Genomic DNA, 24086 nt, shown 5'->3' on the forward strand with positions numbered 1-24086 from the left:
GACGCGTCACCCCTTCGCGGGTGACGCGGGTTGGACAGCCTCGAAGTCGAGCGTATCCGGGTCGCTGTCGCCCGCCTGGGGCTTGCCGAAGATTTTCAGCCACGTAAAACCGATCACGCCGGCCACCAGCGATGCGAGCAAAATCGCCATCTTCGACGCATTGATCACTTCGGCCTGCCCGACGAAGGCCAGGTTGGTGATAAAAATCGACATTGTAAAGCCGATCCCGCCCAGCAATCCCGCGCCGAACACATGGCGCCAAGCAAGGTCCAGCGGAAGCCGGCAAATGCCCACGGTCACCGCCGCCAGGGAGAACAAGGTAATGCCGAGTGGCTTGCCGATGACCAGGCCGGCCAGGATGCCCAGGCTGTTGGCCGATGCAAGATCGCCGGTCCAGCCCGACGCGATGATGATGCCGGTATTGGCCAGCGCAAAAATCGGCAGGATGATGAAGGCAACCGGCTTGTGCAGGATGTGTTCGAGCCGGTGCGATGGCGAATCCTGGTCGTCCTGCTTGGCGGAGAACGGGATGGCGAACGCCAGCAGCACGCCGGCAATGGTCGCATGCACGCCAGATTTGAGCATCAGGAACCACATGATGGCGCCGCCGAGCACGTACGGCGCCAGCGCCATGACGCGCAGCACCCGGTTCATCCACAGCAGCAGGGCGAACATGGCAATGGCCCCCAGCAGATACGGCACCGACAACTGGGCGGTATAAAACACGGCGATCACGATAATGGCGCCCAGGTCGTCCATGACGGCCAGCGCGGTCAGGAAGATCTTGAGCGAGGCCGGCACGCGGCTGCCCAGTAAAGCCAGCACGCCGAGGGCGAAGGCGATATCGGTCGCCATCGGAATGCCGATGCCGGCCTGGGTGGGCGAACCGTTATTGAAGCCGAAATGGATCAGCGCCGGCACGCAAATGCCGCCCACCGCCGCCACGATCGGCAGCAGCGCATTCTTGAAGTTGGACAGTTCGCCGTTATACAGTTCGCGTTCCAGTTCCAGGCCGATCAGGAGGAAAAAGATCGCCATCAGGGCATCGTTAATCCAGTGCTCGACGCTCATTCCGGCCAGTTTGAGGTGCCAGAAAGCCAGGTAGTCGGCGCCGACAGCGCAATTGGCCAGCGCGAGCGACAACAGCGTGCAAACGATGAGGACAATGCCCCCGGCTTTGCTCGAAGCAAAGAACTCCTTGAAACTCTTGGAGAGGGTTTTGGCAATAATAGGGGAGGAGAGTGGGTTCATAGGCCGCAAGAAAGCTGCGTGGCGGCCCGACCATCGCAAAAACCTGCCACACGGACGTGTGGACACCCAATGCGAAGTATATCTTATTCCGGCGCTCGCCCCGCTGGTCAATCCAACATTTCGACAAACGCCTTCTTTTCCATGTCCCAGGCCTGACTATTAAACGCATAGGTTTCATAGCTCAGGTGAAAACCGTCCTCCGTTCGCCCGTAAACAACCCGGGCGCCGTATTTGATCCTTTTCCTGGAAATATCCTTGATATTGTCGGCACTTGCCACTTGCATCAAGGAGTCAGGATAGACGCCGGTCTGCTTCTTGTACTCATAAATGGAGGCAACCACCGACGCCGCCGCCCGTTCGACAGCGGGATTGAAGAGCGAGCCGACGTAAGTACTCAAGAAAAACCCGAACAGCCCGGTGAAAAACAGTTTCCAGCTGAGGAAAAAGCGCCCTGTTGCGCCAGACAAGAAAAAAGTGAGCAACAGCAGCAGCAACAAGGCCATGAAACCGACATATCCCTTGAAATTGTCTTGCACGTCATACAGCCCGATGGCAAGAAACGCGATGATGCACGCCACATACTTGAAATACACCGACTTCATGGATGGATACCTGCTATGAGAGTGTTCGGATTTGTCGATAGCATTGATAGAAATGCCGCAGAGACAGATTCTAATCGACATGCACTCATGTAAAAAGAGCGCCGGACAATGCCCTGTCCGGCGCTCTTCCATTCACCGCGCTTTAAACGCTTACAGCGACTTGAGGAACGCCAGCAGCGCCGCGCGGTCCTGCGCCGACAGCGCTTCGAAACGCTGGCGCGACTTGTCGGCTTCGCCGCCGTGCCACAGGATCGCCTCGGTCAGGTTGCGCGCGCGGCCATCGTGCAGGTAACCGACTTTGCCGTCCTGGCCCATGACCATGTCGGTATACCCGATGCCCCACAGCGGCGCGGTACGCCACATACTGCCCTTGGCCTGGCCCTCGGCAAACTTATCGGCCAGTCCGGCGCCCATATCATGCAGCAGCATGTCGGTGTACGGACGGATGGTCTGGTTGCGCAGCTCGGCGAACAGGTGGCCGGCGCCGGTCTTCATCTGCACCGTATGGCAGGCGGCGCAGCGCATGCCGGTAAACAGCTTGCCGCCGGCACTCACTTGCTGGGCATCGACGCGGTGCTCGTCGAGCGGCGCCACGCCCTTCGGAAAGCCGCTCGCAACGCTGCGCTGGGCCGGCACGCCGACCAGGGCCAGGTACTGCGTGATCGATTTCAGGTCGGACTCGAGAATGCCCCTTTGCGCGCCTTTCGATCCGCAACCGGCCGGGTCAAAGCCACAGCTGCGGTTCGGATACACCGGCGATGTGACCGACATGTCGAGCAGCAGCGCGTCGGCGCTCTGGTGACGCAAGGTCGCCTTCGACGCCTTCCAGCCGAAACGGCCGAGACGCACCGAACCGCTTTCCGGATCGAACACGAAATTGGCCGTGCCCTTGACGCCATCGGCATCGACCGCTTGCGCGGCGCGCGCCAGGATATCGGCTTCCGGAATCGCTTCGAGCAAGCCGGTGCCGATCATCGGCTGGGCCGCGCGCAGCGAGAAGGCGTCTGGCGCCGGGCCTTCGAAGCCGAGCGTCGGTTTGCGCAGTTCCACCGTGGCGCCGTCGGCCAGCTTGACCGAGCGCGTCTCGAAGCCGGTGACGCGCGCGCCCATGCCCCAATTCTGCGCGCTGCCCGTCGGCGAGACGGCGTTCATCTGGACCGCGGTGCCGTACAGCGGATGCGGCACTTGCTGGCCGTTGGCGCCGACGCTGGCAACCCGGACCGACATGCTGTCGAGGCGCTGGCCGAGCGCGGCGGGCGCCGGGCTGCGGCCGTTGTTGACGTGGCAGGCGATACAGGCGGACTGGTTGTAGCGCTGGCCTTGCAGGCCGACCACCGCCGCGTAGCGGTCGTTGCCGCCTTCGTTATGCTCGCCGGTCAGGAAGCTGGTGTGCACCAGGCGCCGTCCCTCGACAAAACGCTGCATGTTTTGCATGCCGACGTTGTTGTGCGGCTGCTGGAACATGAACAGGCCGTTATCGGTGTAGTTGTAGGAAATCGAGCCCTGGCCGCCGGACAGGGTTTCTTCCGGCAGCGGCACCGAGTTCAGGCGCGGCTGCACGCCGTACCACGGTTTCAGGCCCGCCCCGACCACATACACCCACTCGTACGAGTAATAGCGGATGCCGCCGGTATCGCCCTTGGCGGCCATGGCCTCCCTGGTCGAGAAGAACGATGGCGAGACCTCGATGATGTCGCCGGCGACCAGTGCGCGACCCGGCACGCTCTTACCGTTCGGCATGCCGTTGGCGTCGATGCCGCCGTGGCCCGGATACCCCTTGACCAGCAAGGTGCAGGCGCCGTTGATGCCGTTGGCATTGGTCAGCTTGCCGTTGGCGGGGTAGGCGATCGGTGCGCACTGCGCCACGCTGCGGTCGACCAGTTCGCCGGGGTTCATCCAGCCGTAGCCGGTCACGCCGGGACGGTCGAAGGCGCGGAAGAAGGCGATGCCGCCGGACAAAAAGTCGGTCTGCGTGTACTGGTTGACGATCAGCTGCGGCTTGGTGACGCCCGCCACGCGGCTGTTGTCGATGATTTCGACGCCCCAGGTGCGGTTCTTGAAATATTGCGGCACGAAGGTGAGGTAATTGCCCGGGCCTTTGTTGACGGCCAGGCCGGTGGCCGGGTCGATCGTTTCGTTCGGGCCTTCGCCGATCTCGTTCCACTCCTCGCCACGCTCGCGGCCGTGGCGCGCCAGGCCGCGCGCGCCGAAGCGGGTGACCAGGGTGCCGTCGGGCAGGGTGAACTGCAGCGTTTCGAGCGCTTCGGCCGCTTGCGGCAAGGGGCTCATCGCGCTGCCGTTGGCGGGGAATGGATGGGCCGACGTGACGGCGGGCGGCACGGTGTTGTCGCTGCCGGGGCTCTTGAAGTCGACTTCGAACAGCGAGTAGCCGTACTGGGTGGCGCGCGCCACGCCCTGCAGGCGGATGAAACGGGCGTTGACGCCCAGGTTGAAGAATTCCTCGGTGCCGCCGCGGCCGTTGCTGACGCTGCGCACCTGGGTCCAGTTCTGGCCATCGTCCGACACGCGCAGGTCGTACTGTTTGCCGTAGGCGTTTTCCCAGAGCAGCTTCATGTAGCCCACTTGCGTCTTGACGCCGAAGTCGAACTCGATCCAGGCGCCGTCTTCGGCCTTGCTGGCCCAGCGCGTGGCGGGTTTGCCATCGACCGTCATGGCAGCCGACATGGCCTGGTTTTCCACCGCCGACGAGCTGGCTGCGACCGGCTTGATGGCCACGCCCGGTTGGCTGGCGTCGACCGGGCCGGGCACGGGGGCAGGCACGGGGGTAGGCACGGGCGTAGGCACGGGCGTAGGCACCGGCGTGCCCGAAAATGCCTGGATTTCAAAGATCGAATAGCCATACTGCGACGAGCGCTTGACGCCCTGCACGCGCAGATAGCGGCCTTTGCCGTTCAGGCCGGCGATATCTTCGGTGCCGCCCTGGCTGTCGTCCACGGTTTTGATGGTGGTCCAGTTGGCCTTGTCGTCCGACACTTGCAAGAGGTATTGGCTGGCGTGGGCGTTTTCCCAGTCGATCCGCACCCGGCTGATCAGTTCTGGCTTGCCGAAGTCGAGCGTGAGCGATTCGCCGTCGTTAAATCCGCTGCCCCAACGCGTTTTGTCGTTGTGGTCGATGGCCCCCGCGCCGCCCAGGTCGGGCCGCTCGGCCGAACTGGCGCTGGCGCCGACCGGGGTGAGCGCGGTTTCGGCCGCCGCCGCTGCGACCAGGCGCGATGTGCCGCTCATGCCGCCCTGGCCCACAGGAGCCGGGTCGCCGCCGCCGTTGCCGTTGCCATTGCCGCCGCAAGCGGCCAGCAGCAGTGTCAGGGCGAGGGGAAGGCCCTGGACTGACAGCTTGCGCAACGGTCCCCGCGCCGCGCCGTACCGGCGCGCGCCCGATGTTGTGTATCTCATGTTTACCTCATTTGGTCGGACTTCATTAAAAGTGATCCCGCCGGGCGCAGGGCCGGGCGGCATGCTTCTCTTGTTTGGTCCAGGGCGAGCGGCCACCCTGACGGTGTGCAGTTTCCTGATTGCTCTGCATTCAATTTGCATCTTTATAACATGCACATATGACAATCTGGAAACGTTCCCATCCATTGGGGCGGTTTTTTGCGAGGAAGTGTTGGGAGGGCGCGACGAATGGCGCTCCGATATTTATGCTGGAGACGGAAAGCGGGTGGCATTGCTCGCGCCCTCGGCCGCAGCCAGCCATTGCCGGCTGGCGATGGCGATGCCTCGCATCAGGGGAGCGGTGCGGAATGCTCCGGGCCGGCGACGATGATTGTCGGTACCGGCTCGGTTTCTCCGCCGCGCAGCCACCAGAACAGCACCGCCATCATGAACGGGCCGATAAACAGGCCGAGAACGCCCATGGTCGAGACGCCGCCAAGCAAACCGAAGAGCACCGCCAGGAAGGGCAGGTTGACGCGCTTGCCGATGAGCTTGGGGCGCACGAACTTATCGACCAAAAACAACTCGAAGGCGCCCCAGCAAAACAAGCCCAGCGCCGCGCCCGCATGGCCTTGTCCCAGCAGAAGCAGCGAGACCGAGGTGAACGCCAGCGGCGCACCGCCCGGAATCAGGGCCAGGTAGCCGGTGATCACACCGAGAAGGACTGGGGCGGGCGCTCCCGCCACCGCGTAGGCCAGCCCCAGGACCAGGCCTTCCAGCAACGCGACCGAACACAGGCCGAGGGCGGTGCCGCGCACCGAGAGCGGCAGCAGGCGGCGCAGCGCCGCGTAGTGCTTCAGGAGCAGGCGGTCGCCGGCGTGGTCGACATAGTGCGCGACCGCCGGCCCATGCAGATACAGGATGAACAGGGTCAGGATGGCCAGGAACAGGTACAGGGCATTGGTCAGGATGGTGGCGCCCAGCGTACGGGCGGTACCCGTCAGGAAGGGCACGAATTCTCCCGCCGTGCTCTGGATCAGGGAACTCAGTCCACCCGGCTGGGCCAGGTTTTCCTGCCACCACTTCATCGCCGGTTCGGCGACCACCGGCAAGCGCGCCAGCCATTCCGGCGCCGCAATACCGGTCTGGTTGATCTCGCCGAGCAAGCGTTCCACGGTTTCCAGTTCATTGCTCAGCGTATTGATCAGAAAGATGGATGGACCCGCGAGCGTGATCACCAGCACGGCGACCAGCGTGCTTGCGCTGGCAACCCTGGACCAGCCTCTTTGCAGCAGCCGCTCGTGTAGTGGCCAGGTAATGACCGCCAGCAGTCCGGCCCATGCCAGGGAGCCAAGGAAGTGCTGGAGCAGGAAAGCCAGCGCAGCCGCGAATACGATCGGCAAGACGGGAAATTTTGACACGCCTTCTACTCCGTTTTTCATTTGATTTGCGGCTCGCTGTCCGAACAAGGGCGCGTCACCGGCACTGCGGCATGACCGGCGAGAGACCGGTCGGGCGGGCCTTGGGATGGCGATCAAGAATGAGATTGTCGATGCCCGGCACGATCTCAAGTGCCACCAGTGTCAGCGAGCCGACCCGGATAGTCGGGTCAAAGAACCATGCCATGAAGTATGCCTGTCGTGATGAAGTGTGTAAAACGTCGGAACCGATTCTGGACCGCCAGGCGGAATGGGGTGAAATTATACCTCCCGCCGCGCTGCGGATGAGGCCGAACACGGTGACAGGGAAGACGGGCAAACCGCCACACTGTACGCTTATACAGTTTTCAATCGTCCCGGCATGCACAAATGCATGCCGGGGACGGCACATGCGCCCGCAGGGAGGGGGCGCATCCTCCACATCGGCTTGGTGCTCGGCGTTTTTCCGTTGCAGCTTCATGTAGCCGACTTGCGTCTTGACGGACCGCTCGGCCGAACTGGTGCTGGCGCCGACGGGGGGAGCACGCTTTCGGCCGCCGCCGCCGCGATTGTGAGGAAGTGTTGGGAGGGTACGACGATTCGCGGGGCGTATTGACCCGTGCCGGCCGGCGACGGCGCCGCCGCCGGTTGATCGTGAGTTTCAGGGGGGCGGTTTGGCGTTCAGCGCTGCCGGTCTGTGTTCAGCTCGCACCGTCGAATTCCTTGGTCTCCGCTTGACGGCGCCGCAGCAAGCCAGCCAGGACCGTGCCGTTGCAGCGGTCCCATTTGTCGAACTGTTCGGCAGCCGCGGCAAAATTGCCCGCATTCAAGTCGGTCAACAGGGTGAATCTCTGCAGATTGCCGCGCCCGAGATTGAAATCGAAATCGACCAGGGCATCGAATTCGCCCTGCGTCAGCTCGACGCTCACCAGCAGATTGACGTCGTTGACGCTGGTCTGGATGTTTTTCTCGAGGTCCGCCACGGCTTGTTGCTGTGTGATGGTGGAACCCGGCACCACGCCGTGGGTATTGCCGTAGCCATTGGTCCAGACGCCACCGGAATCGCGGTAGGCGGTCAGCTTGCAACCTTCAAATTGTTCCGTCAACGCCAGTCCATTTGCACTGTATTGCATTTCTGGTGTCATCTTTTTTCCCATGTGGTGTGGAATGCCAGGTAAAACATCGGTAAGGCGGGTTGAATCGGGGATGCCCATGTTCCGGCGAGCATCCCCGCGCCATGCATCGCATCGTGGTCAAGCGAGGCTTATGCGGGGTGGAGGGCGCCACCCGTATGCGCCAGCACGGCTTGAATCGTCCGCACATATTGCGCAGTGGGGTCCGCAACGGAGTCGTCAAAATTAAGAATGGCGACTTCGACGACCGTCACTTGCGGATCTCCCTGCTTGGTATATCCCGGCGCCGGATCACCCTTGTATTCGTATTGGTACCATAGCTGGCTTGCAACTTCCAGGTGTTCGAACAGCGTCCAACTGTCATACGTGGTTTTGGCTACGTAATTCAACTGCGTCGTGTCCGTCGTGGACGTGGACCAGGTTTGCGTATTCTGGTCCGTCAGTTCCAGACTCGCCGTTACCGACGCCGACATCCCGAACCCGGCAGCGCCGGCAGTTGCCGAGATGGTTTTCACGAACTGCGTCATCTTGGTTTCGTCATACCCGGTGGTGACAGAGCGTGCGTGGAAACCGTCGGACGTCGCATGGTACGGCGCCTCATTCAAGCGCCAGACCTGATACCTGGTGATGATAAACGAGTTATAGGTCTGCCAGTGATCGTGCTGGCTATCGTTGTAGGTAATAGGTGAATTTGGCTGATCCGTCGACGTGTGCACCGGCCCATCAGCGATGCTGTCGGGACGCTGAGAATAGCGGGGTTGTCGCGCAACAGCGGTGGTTTTACATTCGAGAAAATATAGCTCACGTCGTTCTCCTGAGAATGAATAGTCTTAAGGCAAGGCAATTTCTAATTCGCTGAAAAGATTCCGCCGGGGTTCCTGGCGGCGCTATTCCTTATTAACGAATTCGTTCTCGCCGTACCACAGTCGGGGGCAAGATTGCCGCCGACAAGCCCACCTTACAGAGAGCAGCGGAGCGCGCCTATAACTCCGATAGGGTATCGCCAAGTCCCGCTGCCGCGATACCCAAGGCCAGTTCGGCCACCGAGTGCACTCCCAATAACTTGAAGATGGCTTGGCGGTGCTTTGCCACGGTTTGGTAGCTGACCAACAGCAAGCGTCCGATTTGCTTGCTTGTCAGCCCGGCGGACACCTTCAGCGCAACGTCGACCTGGCGCTTGCTCAAGGTCGCCCATGCTGCGCAAAATTCAAGTCCGGTGCACCGCCTGCCGCTACCGCCGCGTAACAGTCGATCCGCCCTGCGCCATGGAGGTCGAGTTTGACGAGGATATTGGACCGATGCTTCCTGACCGTGAAATACGCAATGCCCAGCATGACTGCGATGGATCTGGAATTGAAACCGCGCCCGATTAATAACAGAATCTCTTGCTCGCGAAAGGTGAGTTCGCGGCGCACCGGGTTTGTCATCAAAGGATCGTGGTTGGCTCGGCGTCGGACTGGAAGGAACATTCTCCACTTGCCATGTATTAAATGACAATGACATCACGCGTTTTTTGTGGCAAGAAGACAACGTTTTTGTCGGCCATCCCACGCACATGGCCAAACCGTCGGCACTTCGATGACAACCTTGGCAACAGCGCGATGATCGAACTGCTATACTGTACGTTAACACAGTATTCCGGGCTTCCCGTATGCATAAATTTACGCCGATCAACCTGGAACCGGTAGCCCGCAGCGGTCCCGTTCCCAGCGACACCAAGCGCCCGGACATCGGCATTTTCCACGTGGCCGACGACGCCATCACGAACGCCAGCACCGACAGCGAAATCGCCCGCGAGTTCATCGCCCATGGCGAACTGAGCGAAAAATCGATCGCCAATACGCAAAAGGAATTGTTCCGTTTTCTCACCTGGTGCCGCGAGGAAGCGGGCAGGTCGTTCCACCAGCTCAGCGTGGCCGACTTGAACCTGTACAAGGAATTCCTCAAGAACCCGCCGTCCGACTGGGTCGCCACCACCAAGTGGCCGCGCACCGATCCGCGCTACCGCCCGTTCACGGGGCCGCTGTCGGACGCCAGCCGGCGCCAGGCGATGATCGCCGTCAAGGGTTTGCTGGCCTTTGCCGAACAGACCGGCTACATGCGGCGCAATCCGGCGCGCCTGGTCAAAAACGTCCGGGCGCCGGTGGCCAGCCGCATCACGCGCTACCTGACCCCGCATGCCATCGGGTTGGCGCTCGCCACCGTCTCGGCGCGCGCCGCCGAGACGCCGTCGGCACTGCGGCGGCGCGCGCGCGACCGCTTTTTGCTGGTGGCGTTTACGCACACCGGCGCGCGCCTGAACGAAATTGTCAGCGCCAACATGGGGGCGATCTATACCGAGGGCAACGGCCGCTGGTGGCTTGACGTGATTGGCAAAGGCAACAAGCCGCGCCGCCTGCCGGTGCCGCCGGAAATGCTGACCGCCTTGCGCGACTACCGCCAAGCCTTCGGCTTGCTGCCGCAGACCTCGCGCACCGACCGCACGCCCTTGGTGCTGTCGAGTCGCAACCATTCGCTCGCGCGCATCACCGACGAAGCCGCCGCCCAGGCGCTCAAAGCCGTGTTCGCAGCAGCCGCTTTCGCCGCGGCCGGCCAGGGTGATACCGAAACGGCCGCCGTGCTGCGCCAGGCCTCGCCGCACTGGCTGCGTCACAGCATGCTGACCAACCACGCCAACAATGGCGTGCAGCTGAAAACCCTGCAGGACACGGCCGGGCACGCCAACATCGCCACCACGGCGGCCTACCTGCACAAGACCGATAACGAGCGGCACGACGAAATCATCGCCTCGGTGATCGGCAGGGGCGGCCCGTAAAAAGTTAAGGCGCCGGCGTGCATCCGGATTCAAAGTGATATATGATGATCGTCATGAAATCGAAACCCGCCAAAAGTCCCGCCGTCAGCCGCAAGGAGGCCACCCACGAACGCATCGTGGAGGTGGCCTCGCGCGCCATCCGCCGCAGCGGCTACGACGGCACCGGCGTGGCCGATATCATGAAAGAGGCCGGCCTGACCCATGGCGGCTTCTATGCCCACTTCGACTCGCGCGACGCCTTGCTGGCCGAGGCGGGCGACCGCGCCGGCGCCGACTCGGTGGCCCTGGTGGCGCGCATCGCCGCCGAGGCGCCCCAGGGGCAAGCCTTGCAGGCGCTGATCGATGCGTATTTGTCGCCGCAGCATATTGCCTCCATCGAGAACGGCTGCCCGGTATGCGCGCTGGGCTCCGAAATGCCGCGCCAGGCGCCCGAGGTGCGGCGCGCCGCCACCTTGCGCATCAAGGAAGTGATCGACCTGTTCGCCCGCCAGATGCCCGACTGGGGCCAGCCGCGCGCCCACGAACAGGCGCTGGCCATGGTCTGTGCCCTGATCGGCACCACCGTGCTGGCGCGCGCGGTGGACGACCCCAAGCTGTCGGCGGCCTTGTGTGCGGCCACCATGAAACAATTTTCCCCGGATGCGGACTGAGCAGGCCCGCGTCCGGGCTTTTTTTGACTGCCAATATGACGATCATCATATTCAGGCGCTTGCCTCCTGTCGGCGTATTTGAAAGGAAACACCATGAATAGCAAGATCGCACTGGTCACCGGCGCCTCGTCCGGCATTGGCGAGGTAACGGCGGCGCGACTGGCGCAAGCCGGCTGGAAAGTGTACGGCACCAGCCGGCGCGGTGCGCAAGGCGCGAGCGCCGGCTTCCAGATGCTGGCCCTGGACGTGACCAGCGACGCCTCGGTGGCGGCCGCCGTCGACACCGTCATGCGGATCGAGGGACGGATCGACCTGCTGGTCAATAACGCCGGCTTTGGCGTGGCCGCGGCCGGCGCCGAAGAAAGCTCGATCGCCCAGGCCCAGGCGGTGTTCGACACCAACTTCTTCGGCACGGTGCGCATGACGCGCGCCGTGCTGCCGCACATGCGGGCGCAGGGAGGAGGGCGCATCGTCCATATCGGCTCGGTGCTCGGCTTTTTGCCGATGCCGTATGGTGCGCTGTATGCCGCCAGCAAGCACGCCATCGAGGGCTATTCCGAGTCGCTCGACCATGAACTGCGCAACTGGGGCATCCGCTCGGTGGTGATCGAACCGGCATACACCAAGACCACGTTCGACGCCAACTTGATGGAGCCGGACGCCAAGCTCGACGCCTACCACGCCGTGCGCACCGCGCTCGTGCGCCGCATCCAGGACATCATGGCCGGCGCGGAAGGGCCGCAAGTGGTGGCCGAGACGGTCCTCAAGGCGGCCAGCGTTGCGCGCCCAAAACTGCGCTACACCGCCGGCGGCTTGGCGGCGCGCCTGCGCCTGCTGCGCACCTTCGCCCCGGCCGGCTTGCTCGACGCCGGCATGCGCAAAGACTTGCAACTGGTTTAAGCGCTTATCACTGTAACAACGCACTGTCACGACTTCAGCGCGCTGGTCGCGCAGTTCGACGCGGCGCGCTCGGCCCTGTTCGCCGCCTCGCAAACCGGCCAGGTTGCCCCGCGACTGCTGGCCGCCTGACCCATCCGATCAAGTTACACTACATCAAGGAACCCTGACATGTTATTCGACGCCTTCTCCCTGCGTGCCACCCCACTCGCCAACCGCGCGGTGATGTCCCCGCTCACGCGCAACCGCGCCATCGGCAACACGCCAAACAGCCTGATGGCGACCTATTACGCCCAGCGCGCCGGCGCCGGCCTGATCATCACCGAAGGCACGTCGCCTTCGCCCAACGGCCTGGGCTACGCGCGCATTCCGGGCTTGTTCAACGATGCCCAGGGGGCCGGGTGGAAACAGGTGACCGATGCCGTGCACGCCAAGGGAGGCAAGATCGTGGTGCAGCTGATGCACACCGGCAGGGTGGGGCACACGGCCAACCTGCCGTCCGGCGCCGAGGTGCTCGGTCCGTCGGCGGCTACCTGCCCCGGCGAGATCTGGACAGACGGCCAGGGCAGCGTTGCGTACAGCGCGCCGCGCGCCATGGACGGCGCCGACATCGCGGCCACGATCGAGGAATACGTCAACGCCGCGCGCCTGGCCGTCGCCTCCGGTTTCGACGGTGTCGAACTGCACGCCGCCAACGGCTATTTGCTCGAACAATTCCTCAACGCTAACGTGAACCAGCGCGGCGATGGCTATGGCGGCACGCCGGATGGCCGCAACCGCCTCGTGCTCGAAGTCGCCCGCGCTGTCGCCGCCGCCATTGGCGCCGGCCGGGTCGGCATCCGCATCTCGCCGCATGGCGCGTTCAACGCGACCGGCGCTTTCGAGGGCGTAGACGAGCAATACCTGGCGCTCGTCAAGCAATTGTCGGCGCTGGGACTGATGTACGTGCATCTGCTCGATCATTCGGCGATGGGCGCGCCCGCCGTGCCGGCCAGCCTCAAGGCAAGCCTGCGCGCCGCCTTCGACGGCCCCTTCATCCTGGCCGGCGGCTTCGACAAGGCGGGCGCCGAACAGGCGCTGGCAAGCGGGCAGGCCGATCTGGTCGCCTTCGGCCGCGCCTTCCTGTCCAATCCCGACCTGGTCGAACGCCTGCGCGCCGATGCGGCGCTGAACACCCCCGATGCGGCCACCTTCTACACGGCGGGCGACAAAGGCTACACCGACTATCCGCGAGCAACGGCAGCCTGAGTTTTATCACCACGTCAAGCTGTTGGCCGGTGCCAGGATGTTATATTGACGATCCGCGTCCACCTGGCCGCGCTGAACCAGCGCGCGCACCAGGAAGCAGGCGAGCAGGCCGACCCCGCTGCCAAGATACACCCGGTGCGCGCGTCGATACGTTTTTCATCCCCAGCCTTTCAATGGACGGATTGCGGCGCCAGGGGCTTACTTGATCACGAACTCGCCGGTGGCAACCGGCTTGTTGGCCAGCACGATCGTGGCCTGCGCCTCGCCGCTTCAGCCACCGCGCGCTATTTTTTGAAGATGTCGGTATAAAAACCGCTGGCCTGCAGCACCACGGTGACCGGCGCGTCGCTCTTGTTCTTCCAGTACCAGCCGTGCACGCCCGTAAACGGCGCAATCAGGGCGCCGCTGGACTGGCTCACATCGTTCTCCAGGATGAAACTCTCGAATTCGTCGCCCTTGGCGTTCACCGGCTCGCCATGAAAATCGTGGTTGAGCGCTTCGCCGTTCGTGGTCTTCCAGGAAAAGATCAGGGTCGCCCCCTTCGCCAGATGGGTCTTTACTTCCACTCCTTTGCCGGGCGCCAGCGTGATCTCCCGGGTGTCGGCCCGGTAGGCAACCGTCTGCTTCGACGCGATGGTGAGGGCGCGCACCTCGCCCGGGGCCGAGACGGTCGATCCCTTCGGCGCCGGCGTCACCGTACCGGCAGCCTTGGCAGGTTCGCCAGGGGGCGGCGCGGCGCTGTGCAACTTGGTCAAACCGAGGGCCTTGCCGGCGCCGGTCGGGTCGATGCCGTATTCGGCGGGCAGGACGGCAACGGTAAGCAGCACGGCGGCCACCGCGGCGGCGATCAGGCAACCGCGCAAGAGTTCTTTTTTGGGCGCGACGGCGCCGGCGTTCGTTGAAGGCAGGGACATGGTGTTTCCTATTGACTGATATAGCCGGTGAACTGAAGGCCGGCCAGCACAAAACCGGCGCTCATGAGCGCAAAATTACTGGTGAAGGCGTGGCGGGCGAAACTGGCGGTCGTTCTCCAGTAACGCATCAGGACCAGGATCATGCCGAGCGCAAGCAGCTGGCCGAGCTCCACTCCGATATTGAACGCGATCATGTTCGGCACCAGGCCGTCGGGCGAGAGGGCGAAATCCTGCAGCTTGGTCGCCAGGCCCAGGCCGTGGAAGAAGCCGAAGATCAGCACCGCCGCCTTCTTGTTCGGCTGAAACCCGAACACAGTCCTGAACCCGCCCAGGTTGTCGAAGGCGCGGTAGACGATCGACAGGCCGATGATGGCGTCGACCAGATAGGCGTTGATATGCCAGCCGTTGAGCACTCCGAGCAGCAGGGTGGTGCTGTGGCCGAGCGCGAACAGGGTGACGTACAGGCCGATTTCCTTCATCCGGTACAGGAAGAAGATCACGCCGCACAGGAACAGCAGGTGGTCGTAGCCGGTCACCATGTGCTTGGCGCCCAGGTACAGATAGGGCAGGAAATGCACGCCCGTGGCGCCCTGCAAAAAACCCTTGTCCGACTCGGATACCCCGTGCGCCCAGGCGCCGGCTGTCAGCAGGCACAGCACCATGCCCAGCAGCCATGCACGGGCGGCGTCGCCCCGATCAATTACCAACATAACTCTATTCTCCTGGTTGTCCGGAATCCGGTTTTGCTTGTTTCATAATATTATCAGTTGGCTGCCGAAGCGCAGGTAGAGCGCCGGCATCACGAATATGTTCAGGGCGGTCGAGGTCAGCAGCCCGAAAACCTGCTGATTGTCCCGGAAATGCGCAGGGCGGTCACGGCCCCGTTCGATCTGATCACCGCTTCCTGAAAGAACTCCAGGTAGAGGAGGGGCGCGCGGCCAAGCCGGGCATCAGAGGCGCTCCCGGGTCTGGTCGAGCAACTGGCGGACGAACCGCACAGGGAGGCGGACGAAGTGGCTGTCGTGGCGCCCGCACGCTGCGCAGAGAAAGAGCACGCGGCCGCGCGCCAGAGCGCAGAACAGCGGACGCTGGGCATCCAGGAAGATCCAGTGAAACCCGCCGGCGGCGCCACGAACGCCAAATCCAGAAGGTGCAAGCAGATGTGCGCCAGTTACAGCAAACAATCACAGCAAACAATCACAGCAAACAATCACAGCAAACAACCGTCGTGAAACAGGCCTCACTCTTTAAATCGACATTACCAGAAATATTGTCGATTTAAATCGCCGGGTTTGCGGGCAGTTGTGACCTGTTCCGCTTAAGCCGTCGATCGATCGCAATCGTGCATTACTCCCGCTGGCGGCGCCAAACGTCAATCAGCTTTGCACCGTGTCGATGACTCTCTGCCCGCAGGTGAGATGCCGGCTGCCGCCCCATCGATCCAGGTCCAGAAGATAGAACCGGAGACCCCAAAACTGACATTTTATCCAGCCGGGCGTGTACTGGCTGGCCTCCATCGGTAATTGATGAACGAGATATAGCCGTACGTGCCGTCGTCACGCCTGACAAACTCGGCCCGAAAACGGCCGTCCGCACTGACGATTTCATCGATCATATTCATTCAATACTCAACATCTTCATTTCGGAAGATTACGTAACCGACGCCATCTGGGCATCCACGTACACCCAAGCTTGCCTCCCTGAAGCCAACGCTGCCAACACGCGCTGATAGGCATCGACTTCATACGCGTCAGCGTGGCCGAGCTCGGCGTCAGTGACGTCAAACGCTGTTCCTTGCACCCGGTCTTCTGCATTATCACGACGCCGGACGATCGGATGGTGCGTTTTACCGCTTGTGGCGACGACCTCCGGGTCATCAATTTTCCCCACGGACTGCGCAAAGCCAACCAGGGCGTCTGGGTTCCCGGCGAGCAGTCTCCCGAATGTGGCGAGCTGGACGCCTTCTTGTTGCAAGGTTCCATACGAGAACAGCAATGGCATATGTATCCTTCGGATCATCAGTGAAGCGTGCTTTGGCATGTCCGGCAAATGTGGAACAACCACCGGATTGTACACACGCCGACACCCCGTGGTCGCACTCTGGAGCGCTGACGTCAAAATACCAACCCCCGGTCTTTGCCAAGCACTCGGACAGTTGAGTCGAAGATAGCGTCATTATCATCCTTTATTTAACATAATATAGATTATGCGTAATCATCGTTGTAGCAGCTATGCGTGCCCCTACTTGTCTACATTTCAGCGCAAGCTAACTCTGGTCCAGTTGCCGGCGAGATTGCCTAAACCGGAAAGTGAAATCACGACCGAATCCAGTCAAGACATTTCTACTTGGACAAAGGCGGGACATCTGAACTTGGCCTTAACACCGAATGCAGTGGTTAGAATGGTGTTGCGCTTCGGCCAACCTCTGTGCAAAATGGATAAATATTGTGTACTGAAGGCGTTGCTATTCAATGTTGAGGACAATCGAACGCGTCGGCCACGTACTCACGGACGAAAATGGTTGGTCGCGCTATTGGTCGACGGCCTGGAGCCTGCTGGGCGGGGCTAGCGCCGGCCACATTGAAGATCAGCGGCTGTATCGCTTCGGTTATCATGTCGGAATTGGAATTCAATCCTAAGAAAAACAGGCAGGAATGGAGGAATGCATGAGTGTGAGTCCGAAGAGCATGTGGAAGGCGCATTTTCCATTCCATTCTATCTTTTTTCTTTTGGCACTGATCGGGCTGTGGAAGACGCATACCCTGTGGGGATTTGTCTTGCTCGCCGAGTCGGTAGGAATGACGGCGATATTAGCCTGGTTCGCTGATAAAAAGAGGCGGGCAAAAGAGACGACCGATTCAACGTCATTGCAATAACCGCTACCTGCCGGTCAAGCATGCGCTGGCCGAGGCCGAAGCGGACCTCAAGAGCACCGACGCCGAGATCAAGCGCGTTGCCGACGAGAGAAAGCCGCGCATGGTCACCAGCTACAAGGAATACCAGCCGCCCCGATGGCGGCGACGTGCCGCAAGCGGTCGGCTTTCGCGTGCGCTTCACCTTCTGGTCCAATCCCGCGCCCGGTTTCGTGCCCATCGATCCGTTCGCCGAACCGCTGCGCCCTCCCCGGCCTTCGCTGATCGAGGACGTCGGCGACCTGGTCACCACGCCGCCTCGCCCGACTTCCACGAAAAACGCATGCAGGACAGCTCGGCCCTGGCCACCCGGTTCCGGATCGCGCCTGCCGGCGCCGACGGATTTCGCCTGTTTGTACGTGGCGGCGGAATATCGGGCATCCTTGCGACAGTCGGGTATATCAAAAAGGCTCGCAATGAATCGGATCATCCATCCCTTTTACGAGTCGCATCGCGGCGCGATGGAAGTCGCCATGCGCCCTCGCCTCGACCTTGCCGAAGCGATCCTGCGCGAGCGCACGGGGCTATCGAATATCGATGAGATCAGGCATGAGGTCATGGACGAATTCGCCATCGTGCTCACCCACATGCCCTATGTTGGAGGCACGGCAAGCCGCATGAGCGACTTCTTCATGCGTCTGATTGGCTTCATGGCCGTCAGCCGCGTGCTGCGCCGGCATGGCCTGCCAACATCCCTGATCGGCGACATCGAGCGCGAGACCTACAAGGCGCAATTGCTCACCGTGCCCGAGGCGGAACGCCTGGCCTCGGGCCGTCAATTCATGTCGCCCGAAAACCGGGCTTTGCTGCGCGAGCAGGCTGCCAAAAGCGTCACAACAAGCCACCAGTCGGCGTTTCCGGACGATTTCGTCTACGATGTCGTCGAGCCTGGCCCTGGTGACGACTTTGAATTCGGCATCAACTATACAGCGTGCGGCTTTTGCAAATTCGCGGCACGGCACGGGGATAAAGAGATCCTGCCGAACATTTGCGGACTCGATTTCGACGCCTATGCAACGCGCGGCATTCGCCTGGTAAGGACGCACACCCTCGCTGGCGGCGCGAGCCACTGCGATTTCCGGTTTTCCCGGCTCCCGCCCGACGGCGGCGCATCCTCCTGACCACCCTCGCCTGTCGGGAAACTGGACAGCGAAGGCTTTATTCTTGACGCGGCGGCACAGATGTTTTGCCCACGCCCCACTGTTTTGACAACAGTCTGCGCGGCATACTGGATCTATTCTCAACAGCAACCAGGACCTTCACATGCGTATTCCGACTTTTGGCGCCGGCACCTTCCGCCTGCAAGGGCAAGTCGTGATCGATTCGTGCGTAACGCACTCGAACTGGGCTACCGCGCCATCGACACCGCCCAGATCTATGGCAATGAAGCCGAAGTTGGCCATGCGATCGCCGATTCAGGCGTGCCGCGCAGCGAGCTGTTCATCACCACCAAGATCTGGGTCGACAACTACGCTGACGACAAACTCATCCCCAGCCTGCAAGAAAGCCTGGAGAAACTGCGCCTTGACGCCGTCGACCTGACCTTGATTCACTGGCCGGCGCCAGGCAAAGGCGTCCCGGTCGAAGCGGCCATGTCGACCCTGGCGCGCGCCCGGCAGCAAGGCCTGACGCGCCAGATCGGCGTCTCCAACTTCAATATCGCCAATACGAAGCAAGCCATCGCCGCCGTCGGCCAGGGCGCCATTGCCACCAACCAGATCGAACTGAGTCCTTACCTGCAAAACCGCAAGCTCGTCGCCTATCTGCAAGAACAGAACATTCCCGTCACGTCCTACATGACGCTCGCCTACGGCAAGCTGCTGACCGACCCGCTTCTCGGCGAGATCGCCGGTCGCCATCAGGCTACCCCGGCCCAGGTGGCACTGGCCTGGGCGCTGCAACTTGGGTACGCCGTGATTCCGTCGTCCACCAGGCGCGAGAACCTGGCCAGCAACCTGAAGGCACAGGCATTGCGCCTGCGTCCGGACGATATGGCCCGGATCGCCGGGCTGGAACGCAACGGCCGCGAAGTCAATCCTGCGGGGCTGGCCTCGACGTGGGATTGAGGCTCCTGGGTGGCTTGAGGACACAGGTAAAGGGAACTCGTGTAGTTAGTTAGCAACTGTCGCAATAAACATTGACATGTATGCCATGCGGGTCGCCTGCTCGTTCTCGCGCCTATACAATTGCCCAAGGTCGTGGCAAACGTGTTCCGGCCTCCTAAGATTGACCAAAAATTGGGCAAGTGTCTCCATGAATTTCAAAATCGTTCTACGCTCTTGTTGGCCAACTACACTCGATCCCAATACCGTCTACCTCGAGGTCGACAATTGGAATGATTTTTCTTTTGTCACCATGTTCCATATGTACTTCAATGACTCTGCCGGAACCAAACTCAATGTCGGCGCGGTGAAGATTGGATTCAGGGGCCAGACCGAAGAACATTCCACATACGCAACGCTGGATCCTGAGTTCCCCGAACTGGATCAGAAGTATTTCTCGCTCGGTCAAGACGTGAAGTATTATCGTCGCATGTCGGAGCTTGCCGGCGATATCAGCAAGGCGATCCTGGACGGGATGCGGGACATCGTCCTGCACCCGGACCTTATCGGCGACATCAAAGAAGAGAAGGTTTTCAGCAAGTCCCTTCTGCGCGATACCACCCTGTCCGTGATCAAGGGCCAGTATACGAGTGCGCTTACCGGTTCGGCTGAGCGCACGGATTTCATCTTCAGTTTTGATCGCCCGGAAAAAGAGGATCAAGGTGGCATCGCGCTCGATTTTTCGGTGCACGTCGACTCGACTCCGAGCACCAATATCCATGCCATCATCGGTCGCAACGGCGTCGGCAAGACCACGTTATTGAACGGCATGATTGACGCCGTTACCAAGCGTTCGCACGAGGCAAAATTCTTTAATCAAAAGGTAACGCCCCAAAGCGAAATCGGGAACGACTATTTCAGTAGCCTGGTCTCGGTCTCCTTCAGTGCCTTCGACCCCTTCGTTCCTCCGTCGGAACAGCCGGATCCGGCCATGGGGACCTGCTATTTCTATATCGGGCTAAAAGATCTACAGGATCCCGAGCGCAATCGCACTATTGCAGACCTGCGTGGAGACTGTGTTGAAGCGCTCGCCAGATGTTTTCGAAACGTGGGCAAGACGAGGCGATGGCTGCAAGCCATTGAAAAGCTGGGTTCCGATGAGAATTTCGCCGCGATGCAGCTATCGCAGTTGCACGCTGCCTATTCGGGCGTAGCGGCTGCCAATCCGGGTCTCCAGTCCGATTCAAGCGCTTTCCTGGCGCAATATGGCACTGACGTGGACAAGTACCTCTTTCGCATGAGCTCCGGGCATGCGATCGTTTTGTTGACAATTACACGCCTTGTAGCGACGGTTCAGGAAAAGACCTTGGTGCTTCTGGATGAACCGGAGAGTCATCTCCATCCTCCGCTGCTGTCGGCATTCATTCGCGCACTTGCCGACCTCCTTCACGATCAAAATGGCGTCGCCATCATTGCAACCCATTCGCCAGTGGTACTGCAAGAAATTCCGCGCTCTTGCGTATGGAAACTGTATCGGGTTCGGGCAGCCGTCTCCGCTGCGCGCCCGAAGATCGAAACTTTCGGAGAAAATGTTGGCATACTCACGAGTGAAGTATTCAGCCTGGAAGTGGCCCGCTCCGGCTTCCATAGTCTCTTGGAACAATCTGTCAATGATGGCGCCTCATTTGACGAGGTAATCAATCGTTACAATGACCAGCTCGGACTCGAAGGACGGGCGATTCTCGCCGTACTGATTGCGGTGCGTGACCGGAGCGCGTCGACATGATGCGTCTGAAGGCACCGACGCGCGACTTCGCATCGACACTTGACGAGTGCATCGAAGGAGTCACTGGTAACAAGATTTTCAAGGCAAAAATGCAGGCGGCCAAGTCTGCATTGGTGCTGGCGGGGACCGCTTATAGCGATGCAGGTGCGATCGGGGAACTGTATTGCATCGCGCCCATCGATACGACTGCCGACAAGGACCCGATTGTCATAGGCGACCTGCACAAATCGGAACTGGTCAATTTGTATCAGTATTATTTTGTAAACGAGGAGAAAGCGTCGAGAGCAATTTACGACAAGCTGCTCAATTCCGCCGAGGAGGATTGCCCTTTTTGCGGCGGCATCGGCAGGCCCCGCAATCTGGATCATTTTTTGCCAAAGGCACACTTCCCGCAATTCTCGACGCTACCACAGAATCTCATCCCGTCGTGTCGCGACTGCAATATGGATGGCAAAGCCCAAGGCTTCGCGACGCAAGCGGCAGATCAGTTAATCCAGCCGTACGTCGACAATGAGCGCTTTTTCACGCACCAGTGGATCTTCGCCAAGTGCGTACTCAACGCCAACGACTTGCCGACGTCGATTTACTACTATGTCAATCCCCCGCGGGAGTGGGACAAAGTCAACAAAGCCCGGGTTCAAAAACATTTTCTCGATTTCGGTTTGGAGAAACGGTACGCTATCGAATCTGCACGACTCTTACCAACAACATTGGAACAAATCGCCAATTTGCGGATCGCGGGACTCAGTTCCCATGCAATTGCCAATTGCATCCTGACCCCTGGCATCAATAAAGCGCCTTTTATCAATCATTGGATGAAGGGGATGTATCAAGCGCTGCATGACTACGTTCAAGCTTGAGTAGCTTGTTGATTTTTACCGCACAGATACGCATACTCCAAGGCGATTCCCCCACACCCAGGAGACCAGATGCTGGCACGCGATCAAGTTCAAAAAACCCTCGGCATTGCCAACGCCCTCGGGCTGCTCGATCAGGGCGCCGCTGACGACGTGCTCGCCAGCTTCGATGCCGGCTCGCCGTTCCGCGCCGTGCTCGAGGTGGCAAACTGCATGCACGTGCATATCAAGGTGGACGAGACGGCCAGTTTGCCGCGCGCCGCCCTGCTGGCCGGCGGCGCCGTCATCGACAACGAGAAAGATGGCTACATCAAGTTCGCCTGCCCGAGCGGGATGAACCTGATTTTTTCGTCGATCAACGTGGCCCAGGACGACCTGCGCGAAAGCCCGGACCAGCGCCGCCCGCGCCCCTTCCTCGACCATGTCGGGATCGACCTGCGCGACCCGGCGCCTGCGGTGCGCGCGGCGTTCGACGGCATTGTCGCCATCGCCGACCAGAACGGCTATCCGCGCAGCTCGCAGGGCGGCGCCGGCAAAGCCGTGTTTTGCTGCCACGTCAGCGTCGCCGAAAAACACTGGGTCTACCCGACGCGCGCCGCGCGCCGCCTGGCGCCGGTGGAAATTGCCTTCGGCCCGCTGGTGATCAACGCCGACAGCAGCGGCTGCGACCTGCGCCCGGCCGATCCGTCGCTTGCGGCCGCCAGCCCGGCTTGCGGCACGCGGTGCGGCGCGCCTTGATTAGCAGTCAATGTTATCGAAAGAAATATATATTTCCACAAGTATCGTCCGTGTGATGTAATCGGGTCACTTGTCGCGGTAAAGACAAGCCGATAATTACACGGAGATACTTTGAAAACTAAAAAGTCCACACGCTTGTCCTTGCGCCCGCTAGTGCACTCAACCGGCGCCCTCGCCTGCACCCTGGCTTTGGCCGCCGCCATGAGCGGCTGCGGCGGCGGCGATGACGGCGGCAAGGGCAACGGCAGCGGCACCATCGGCAACAATTCCGATACCAAGGTCCGGGTGGCGCCCAACGCGGGCGATAACTGGACCCTGGTGCCACCCGCCGAGGTCGGCATGGATGCGGCCGTGCTGGCCGACGGCATCGCCAAGTTGCCCGACGCCGCCAGCCATGGCATGTCCAGCATGCTGGTCACCCGTTACGGCAAGCCGGTGCTGGAACAGTACTGGAACGGCTACGACAAGGACACCCTGCACGACCTGCGCTCGGCGACCAAAAGTATCACCTCGCTGATGGTGGGCGTGGCGATCGACCAGCGCGTGGTCGGCGGCGTGAGCGATACCCTGGACAGCTACCTGGGCGCCGCGTATCCGAACGCGCCGGCGTTCCGGCTCGCCCCCAAGCTCGACGACCTGCTCACCATGCGTAGCGGCCTCGACTGCAATGACTGGAGCGCCAGTTCGCCCGGCCACGAAGACAAGATGTACCAGCAGACCGACTGGCTGCGTTTCTACACCGGCATCCAGGCGAACGCCGCGCCCGGCAGCGTGACGCGCTACTGCACCGGCAATCCGGTCGCGCTGGGCCGCGTGATCGCCGTGGCCAGCAAAAAGCCGGTTCCGGCGTTTGCCGATGAATTCCTGTTTGGCCCGCTGAACATCAAGAGCGCCAAGTGGGCCTCGTTCGACAACGGCGCCCAGACCGATACCGGCGGCCACATTCAGATGCGCCCGCGCGACATGGCCAAGCTCGGCCAACTGGTCGTGCAAAAGGGCCAATGGAATGGCAAGCAGCTGGTATCGGCGGCGTGGATGGCCGAATCGACGCGCCAGCACACGCAATTCGCCAGCCTGCCGCAACGCAACGGCTACGGCTACTTCTGGTGGCGCAGCGTCGAGACCGTCAAAAACACCTCGTATGATGTGATTTTTGCCGATGGCAATGGCGGGCAGTTCATCATGATCGTCCCGGCACTCGAGATCGTGGCCGTGTTCACGGGCGAGAATTACAACCTGAACAAGGCCGCATTCCCGTTCGAGGTGCTCGACCGCACCATCCTGGCGGCCGTGAAATAGGCCCCTGGCGGCAAGGCGCGCTACCTGACGTCAAGTCGGGCGCGCGCCTGGTCGGCGCGATAAATGTGTAATCCCGACAAGTTTCCCAACTGCTACAATTCGATTTGTCGTGCACGCAATTCCCCCTCTGC

General features: G+C 61.3%; 23 protein-coding genes and 1 pseudogene. 12 read left to right on the forward strand and 12 right to left on the reverse strand.

Translation table 11 applies throughout. From position 1 onward, the window contains the following. Positions 1 to 6: 6 nt before the first annotated feature. From nhaA to F2P46_RS22755, 9 genes are all read right to left on the reverse strand, one after another. Positions 7 to 1251 (reverse strand): Na+/H+ antiporter NhaA, encoded by a 1245-nt coding sequence (gene nhaA / locus F2P46_RS22715; RefSeq protein ID WP_166894421.1) that lies wholly within the window; start codon positions 1249 to 1251, stop codon positions 7 to 9. 107 nt (positions 1252 to 1358) lie between these two features. Beyond that, on the reverse strand, positions 1359 to 1853 hold the full coding sequence (locus F2P46_RS22720; RefSeq protein ID WP_166894423.1) for a hypothetical protein: 495 nt from the start codon (positions 1851 to 1853) through the stop codon (positions 1359 to 1361). Between the two features lie 150 nt (positions 1854 to 2003). Next, positions 2004 to 5267: a di-heme oxidoredictase family protein gene (locus F2P46_RS22725; RefSeq protein ID WP_166894425.1), complete on the reverse strand. Its 3264-nt coding sequence runs from the start codon at positions 5265 to 5267 to the stop codon at positions 2004 to 2006. A gap of 329 nt (positions 5268 to 5596) precedes the next feature. Continuing rightward, positions 5597 to 6667, reverse strand: coding sequence for an AI-2E family transporter (locus tag F2P46_RS22730; protein WP_368737945.1), 1071 nt, complete (start codon positions 6665 to 6667; stop codon positions 5597 to 5599). A gap of 55 nt (positions 6668 to 6722) precedes the next feature. Then, a complete protein-coding gene (locus F2P46_RS38585) occupies positions 6723 to 6872 on the reverse strand; it encodes a hypothetical protein (RefSeq protein WP_306667704.1) in 150 nt (49 codons plus the stop codon). Between the two features lie 493 nt (positions 6873 to 7365). Further along, positions 7366 to 7878, reverse strand: coding sequence for a lysozyme (locus F2P46_RS22740; RefSeq protein WP_229509407.1), 513 nt, complete (start codon positions 7876 to 7878; stop codon positions 7366 to 7368). Positions 7879 to 7928: 50 nt separating this feature from the next. Then, the gene (locus F2P46_RS22745) at positions 7929 to 8513 is read right to left on the reverse strand and encodes a hypothetical protein (protein WP_166894427.1); all 585 of its coding nucleotides are present in this window, start codon (positions 8511 to 8513) and stop codon (positions 7929 to 7931) included. A gap of 265 nt (positions 8514 to 8778) precedes the next feature. Next, on the reverse strand, positions 8779 to 8982 hold the full coding sequence (locus F2P46_RS22750) for a helix-turn-helix transcriptional regulator (RefSeq protein ID WP_166894429.1): 204 nt from the start codon (positions 8980 to 8982) through the stop codon (positions 8779 to 8781). Next, the gene (locus F2P46_RS22755) at positions 8979 to 9224 is read right to left on the reverse strand and encodes a LuxR C-terminal-related transcriptional regulator (RefSeq protein WP_166894431.1); all 246 of its coding nucleotides are present in this window, start codon (positions 9222 to 9224) and stop codon (positions 8979 to 8981) included. Before F2P46_RS22755 ends, F2P46_RS22750 begins: the two co-directional genes overlap by 4 nt. Before the next feature lie 224 nt (positions 9225 to 9448). On the opposite strand from F2P46_RS22755, the gene F2P46_RS22760 reads away from it, so the two are divergent. The 5 genes from F2P46_RS22760 to F2P46_RS22780 all read left to right on the forward strand — a co-directional run bounded on the left by F2P46_RS22760 (position 9449) and on the right by F2P46_RS22780 (position 13716). Further along, positions 9449 to 10612 carry a tyrosine-type recombinase/integrase gene (locus F2P46_RS22760; protein ID WP_166894433.1) on the forward strand — a complete coding sequence of 388 codons (1164 nt, stop codon included), beginning with the start codon at positions 9449 to 9451 and terminating at the stop codon, positions 10610 to 10612. 44 nt (positions 10613 to 10656) lie between these two features. Continuing rightward, a complete protein-coding gene (locus F2P46_RS22765) occupies positions 10657 to 11262 on the forward strand; it encodes a TetR/AcrR family transcriptional regulator (RefSeq protein WP_229509411.1) in 606 nt (201 codons plus the stop codon). Positions 11263 to 11355: 93 nt separating this feature from the next. Next, positions 11356 to 12162, forward strand: a complete 807-nt coding sequence (locus F2P46_RS22770) for an oxidoreductase (RefSeq protein ID WP_166894437.1) — start codon at positions 11356 to 11358, stop codon at positions 12160 to 12162. A gap of 168 nt (positions 12163 to 12330) precedes the next feature. Continuing rightward, the gene (locus F2P46_RS22775) at positions 12331 to 13407 is read left to right on the forward strand and encodes an alkene reductase (protein WP_166894438.1); all 1077 of its coding nucleotides are present in this window, start codon (positions 12331 to 12333) and stop codon (positions 13405 to 13407) included. Positions 13408 to 13452: 45 nt separating this feature from the next. After that, a complete protein-coding gene (locus F2P46_RS22780; RefSeq protein ID WP_166894441.1) occupies positions 13453 to 13716 on the forward strand; it encodes a hypothetical protein in 264 nt (87 codons plus the stop codon). Here the strand turns inward: F2P46_RS22780 and F2P46_RS22785 are convergent. From F2P46_RS22785 to F2P46_RS22795, 3 genes are all read right to left on the reverse strand, one after another. Continuing rightward, positions 13692 to 14321, reverse strand: a complete 630-nt coding sequence (locus tag F2P46_RS22785) for a hypothetical protein (RefSeq protein WP_166894443.1) — start codon at positions 14319 to 14321, stop codon at positions 13692 to 13694. The two genes, F2P46_RS22780 and F2P46_RS22785, sit on opposite strands and share 25 nt — an antisense overlap. An 8-nt stretch (positions 14322 to 14329) precedes the next feature. Continuing rightward, complete coding sequence (locus tag F2P46_RS22790) at positions 14330 to 14983, reverse strand: HupE/UreJ family protein (RefSeq protein WP_229509412.1); 654 nt, start codon at positions 14981 to 14983, stop codon at positions 14330 to 14332. Positions 14984 to 15971: 988 nt separating this feature from the next. Beyond that, on the reverse strand, positions 15972 to 16322 hold the full coding sequence (locus tag F2P46_RS22795; RefSeq protein WP_166894446.1) for a gamma-glutamylcyclotransferase family protein: 351 nt from the start codon (positions 16320 to 16322) through the stop codon (positions 15972 to 15974). Positions 16323 to 16987: 665 nt separating this feature from the next. On the opposite strand from F2P46_RS22795, the gene F2P46_RS22800 reads away from it, so the two are divergent. The 7 genes and pseudogenes from F2P46_RS22800 (at position 16988) to F2P46_RS22830 (ending at position 23955) form a co-directional block, all read left to right on the forward strand. Further along, positions 16988 to 17197: a hypothetical protein gene (locus F2P46_RS22800; RefSeq protein ID WP_166894448.1), complete on the forward strand. Its 210-nt coding sequence runs from the start codon at positions 16988 to 16990 to the stop codon at positions 17195 to 17197. A gap of 146 nt (positions 17198 to 17343) precedes the next feature. Further along, the gene (locus tag F2P46_RS38865; RefSeq protein WP_208296736.1) at positions 17344 to 18354 is read left to right on the forward strand and encodes an L-2-amino-thiazoline-4-carboxylic acid hydrolase; all 1011 of its coding nucleotides are present in this window, start codon (positions 17344 to 17346) and stop codon (positions 18352 to 18354) included. A gap of 142 nt (positions 18355 to 18496) precedes the next feature. Beyond that, positions 18497 to 19299, forward strand: a pseudogene (gene dkgB, locus F2P46_RS22810) (2,5-didehydrogluconate reductase DkgB). Between the two features lie 187 nt (positions 19300 to 19486). After that, complete coding sequence (locus tag F2P46_RS22815; RefSeq protein WP_166894451.1) at positions 19487 to 21061, forward strand: AAA family ATPase; 1575 nt, start codon at positions 19487 to 19489, stop codon at positions 21059 to 21061. After that, on the forward strand, positions 21058 to 21921 hold the full coding sequence (locus F2P46_RS22820; protein WP_166894453.1) for an HNH endonuclease signature motif containing protein: 864 nt from the start codon (positions 21058 to 21060) through the stop codon (positions 21919 to 21921). The genes F2P46_RS22815 and F2P46_RS22820 overlap by 4 nt, the downstream gene beginning before the upstream one ends. A 69-nt stretch (positions 21922 to 21990) precedes the next feature. Beyond that, positions 21991 to 22656 carry a hypothetical protein gene (locus tag F2P46_RS22825; protein WP_166894455.1) on the forward strand — a complete coding sequence of 222 codons (666 nt, stop codon included), beginning with the start codon at positions 21991 to 21993 and terminating at the stop codon, positions 22654 to 22656. A gap of 111 nt (positions 22657 to 22767) precedes the next feature. Continuing rightward, positions 22768 to 23955, forward strand: a complete 1188-nt coding sequence (locus tag F2P46_RS22830; protein WP_166894457.1) for a serine hydrolase — start codon at positions 22768 to 22770, stop codon at positions 23953 to 23955. Positions 23956 to 24086: the final 131 nt, after the last annotated feature.

It is taken from the genome of Massilia sp. CCM 8734 (assembly GCF_011682155.1).
Lineage (GTDB): Bacteria > Pseudomonadota > Gammaproteobacteria > Burkholderiales > Burkholderiaceae_D > Telluria_A > Telluria_A rubra.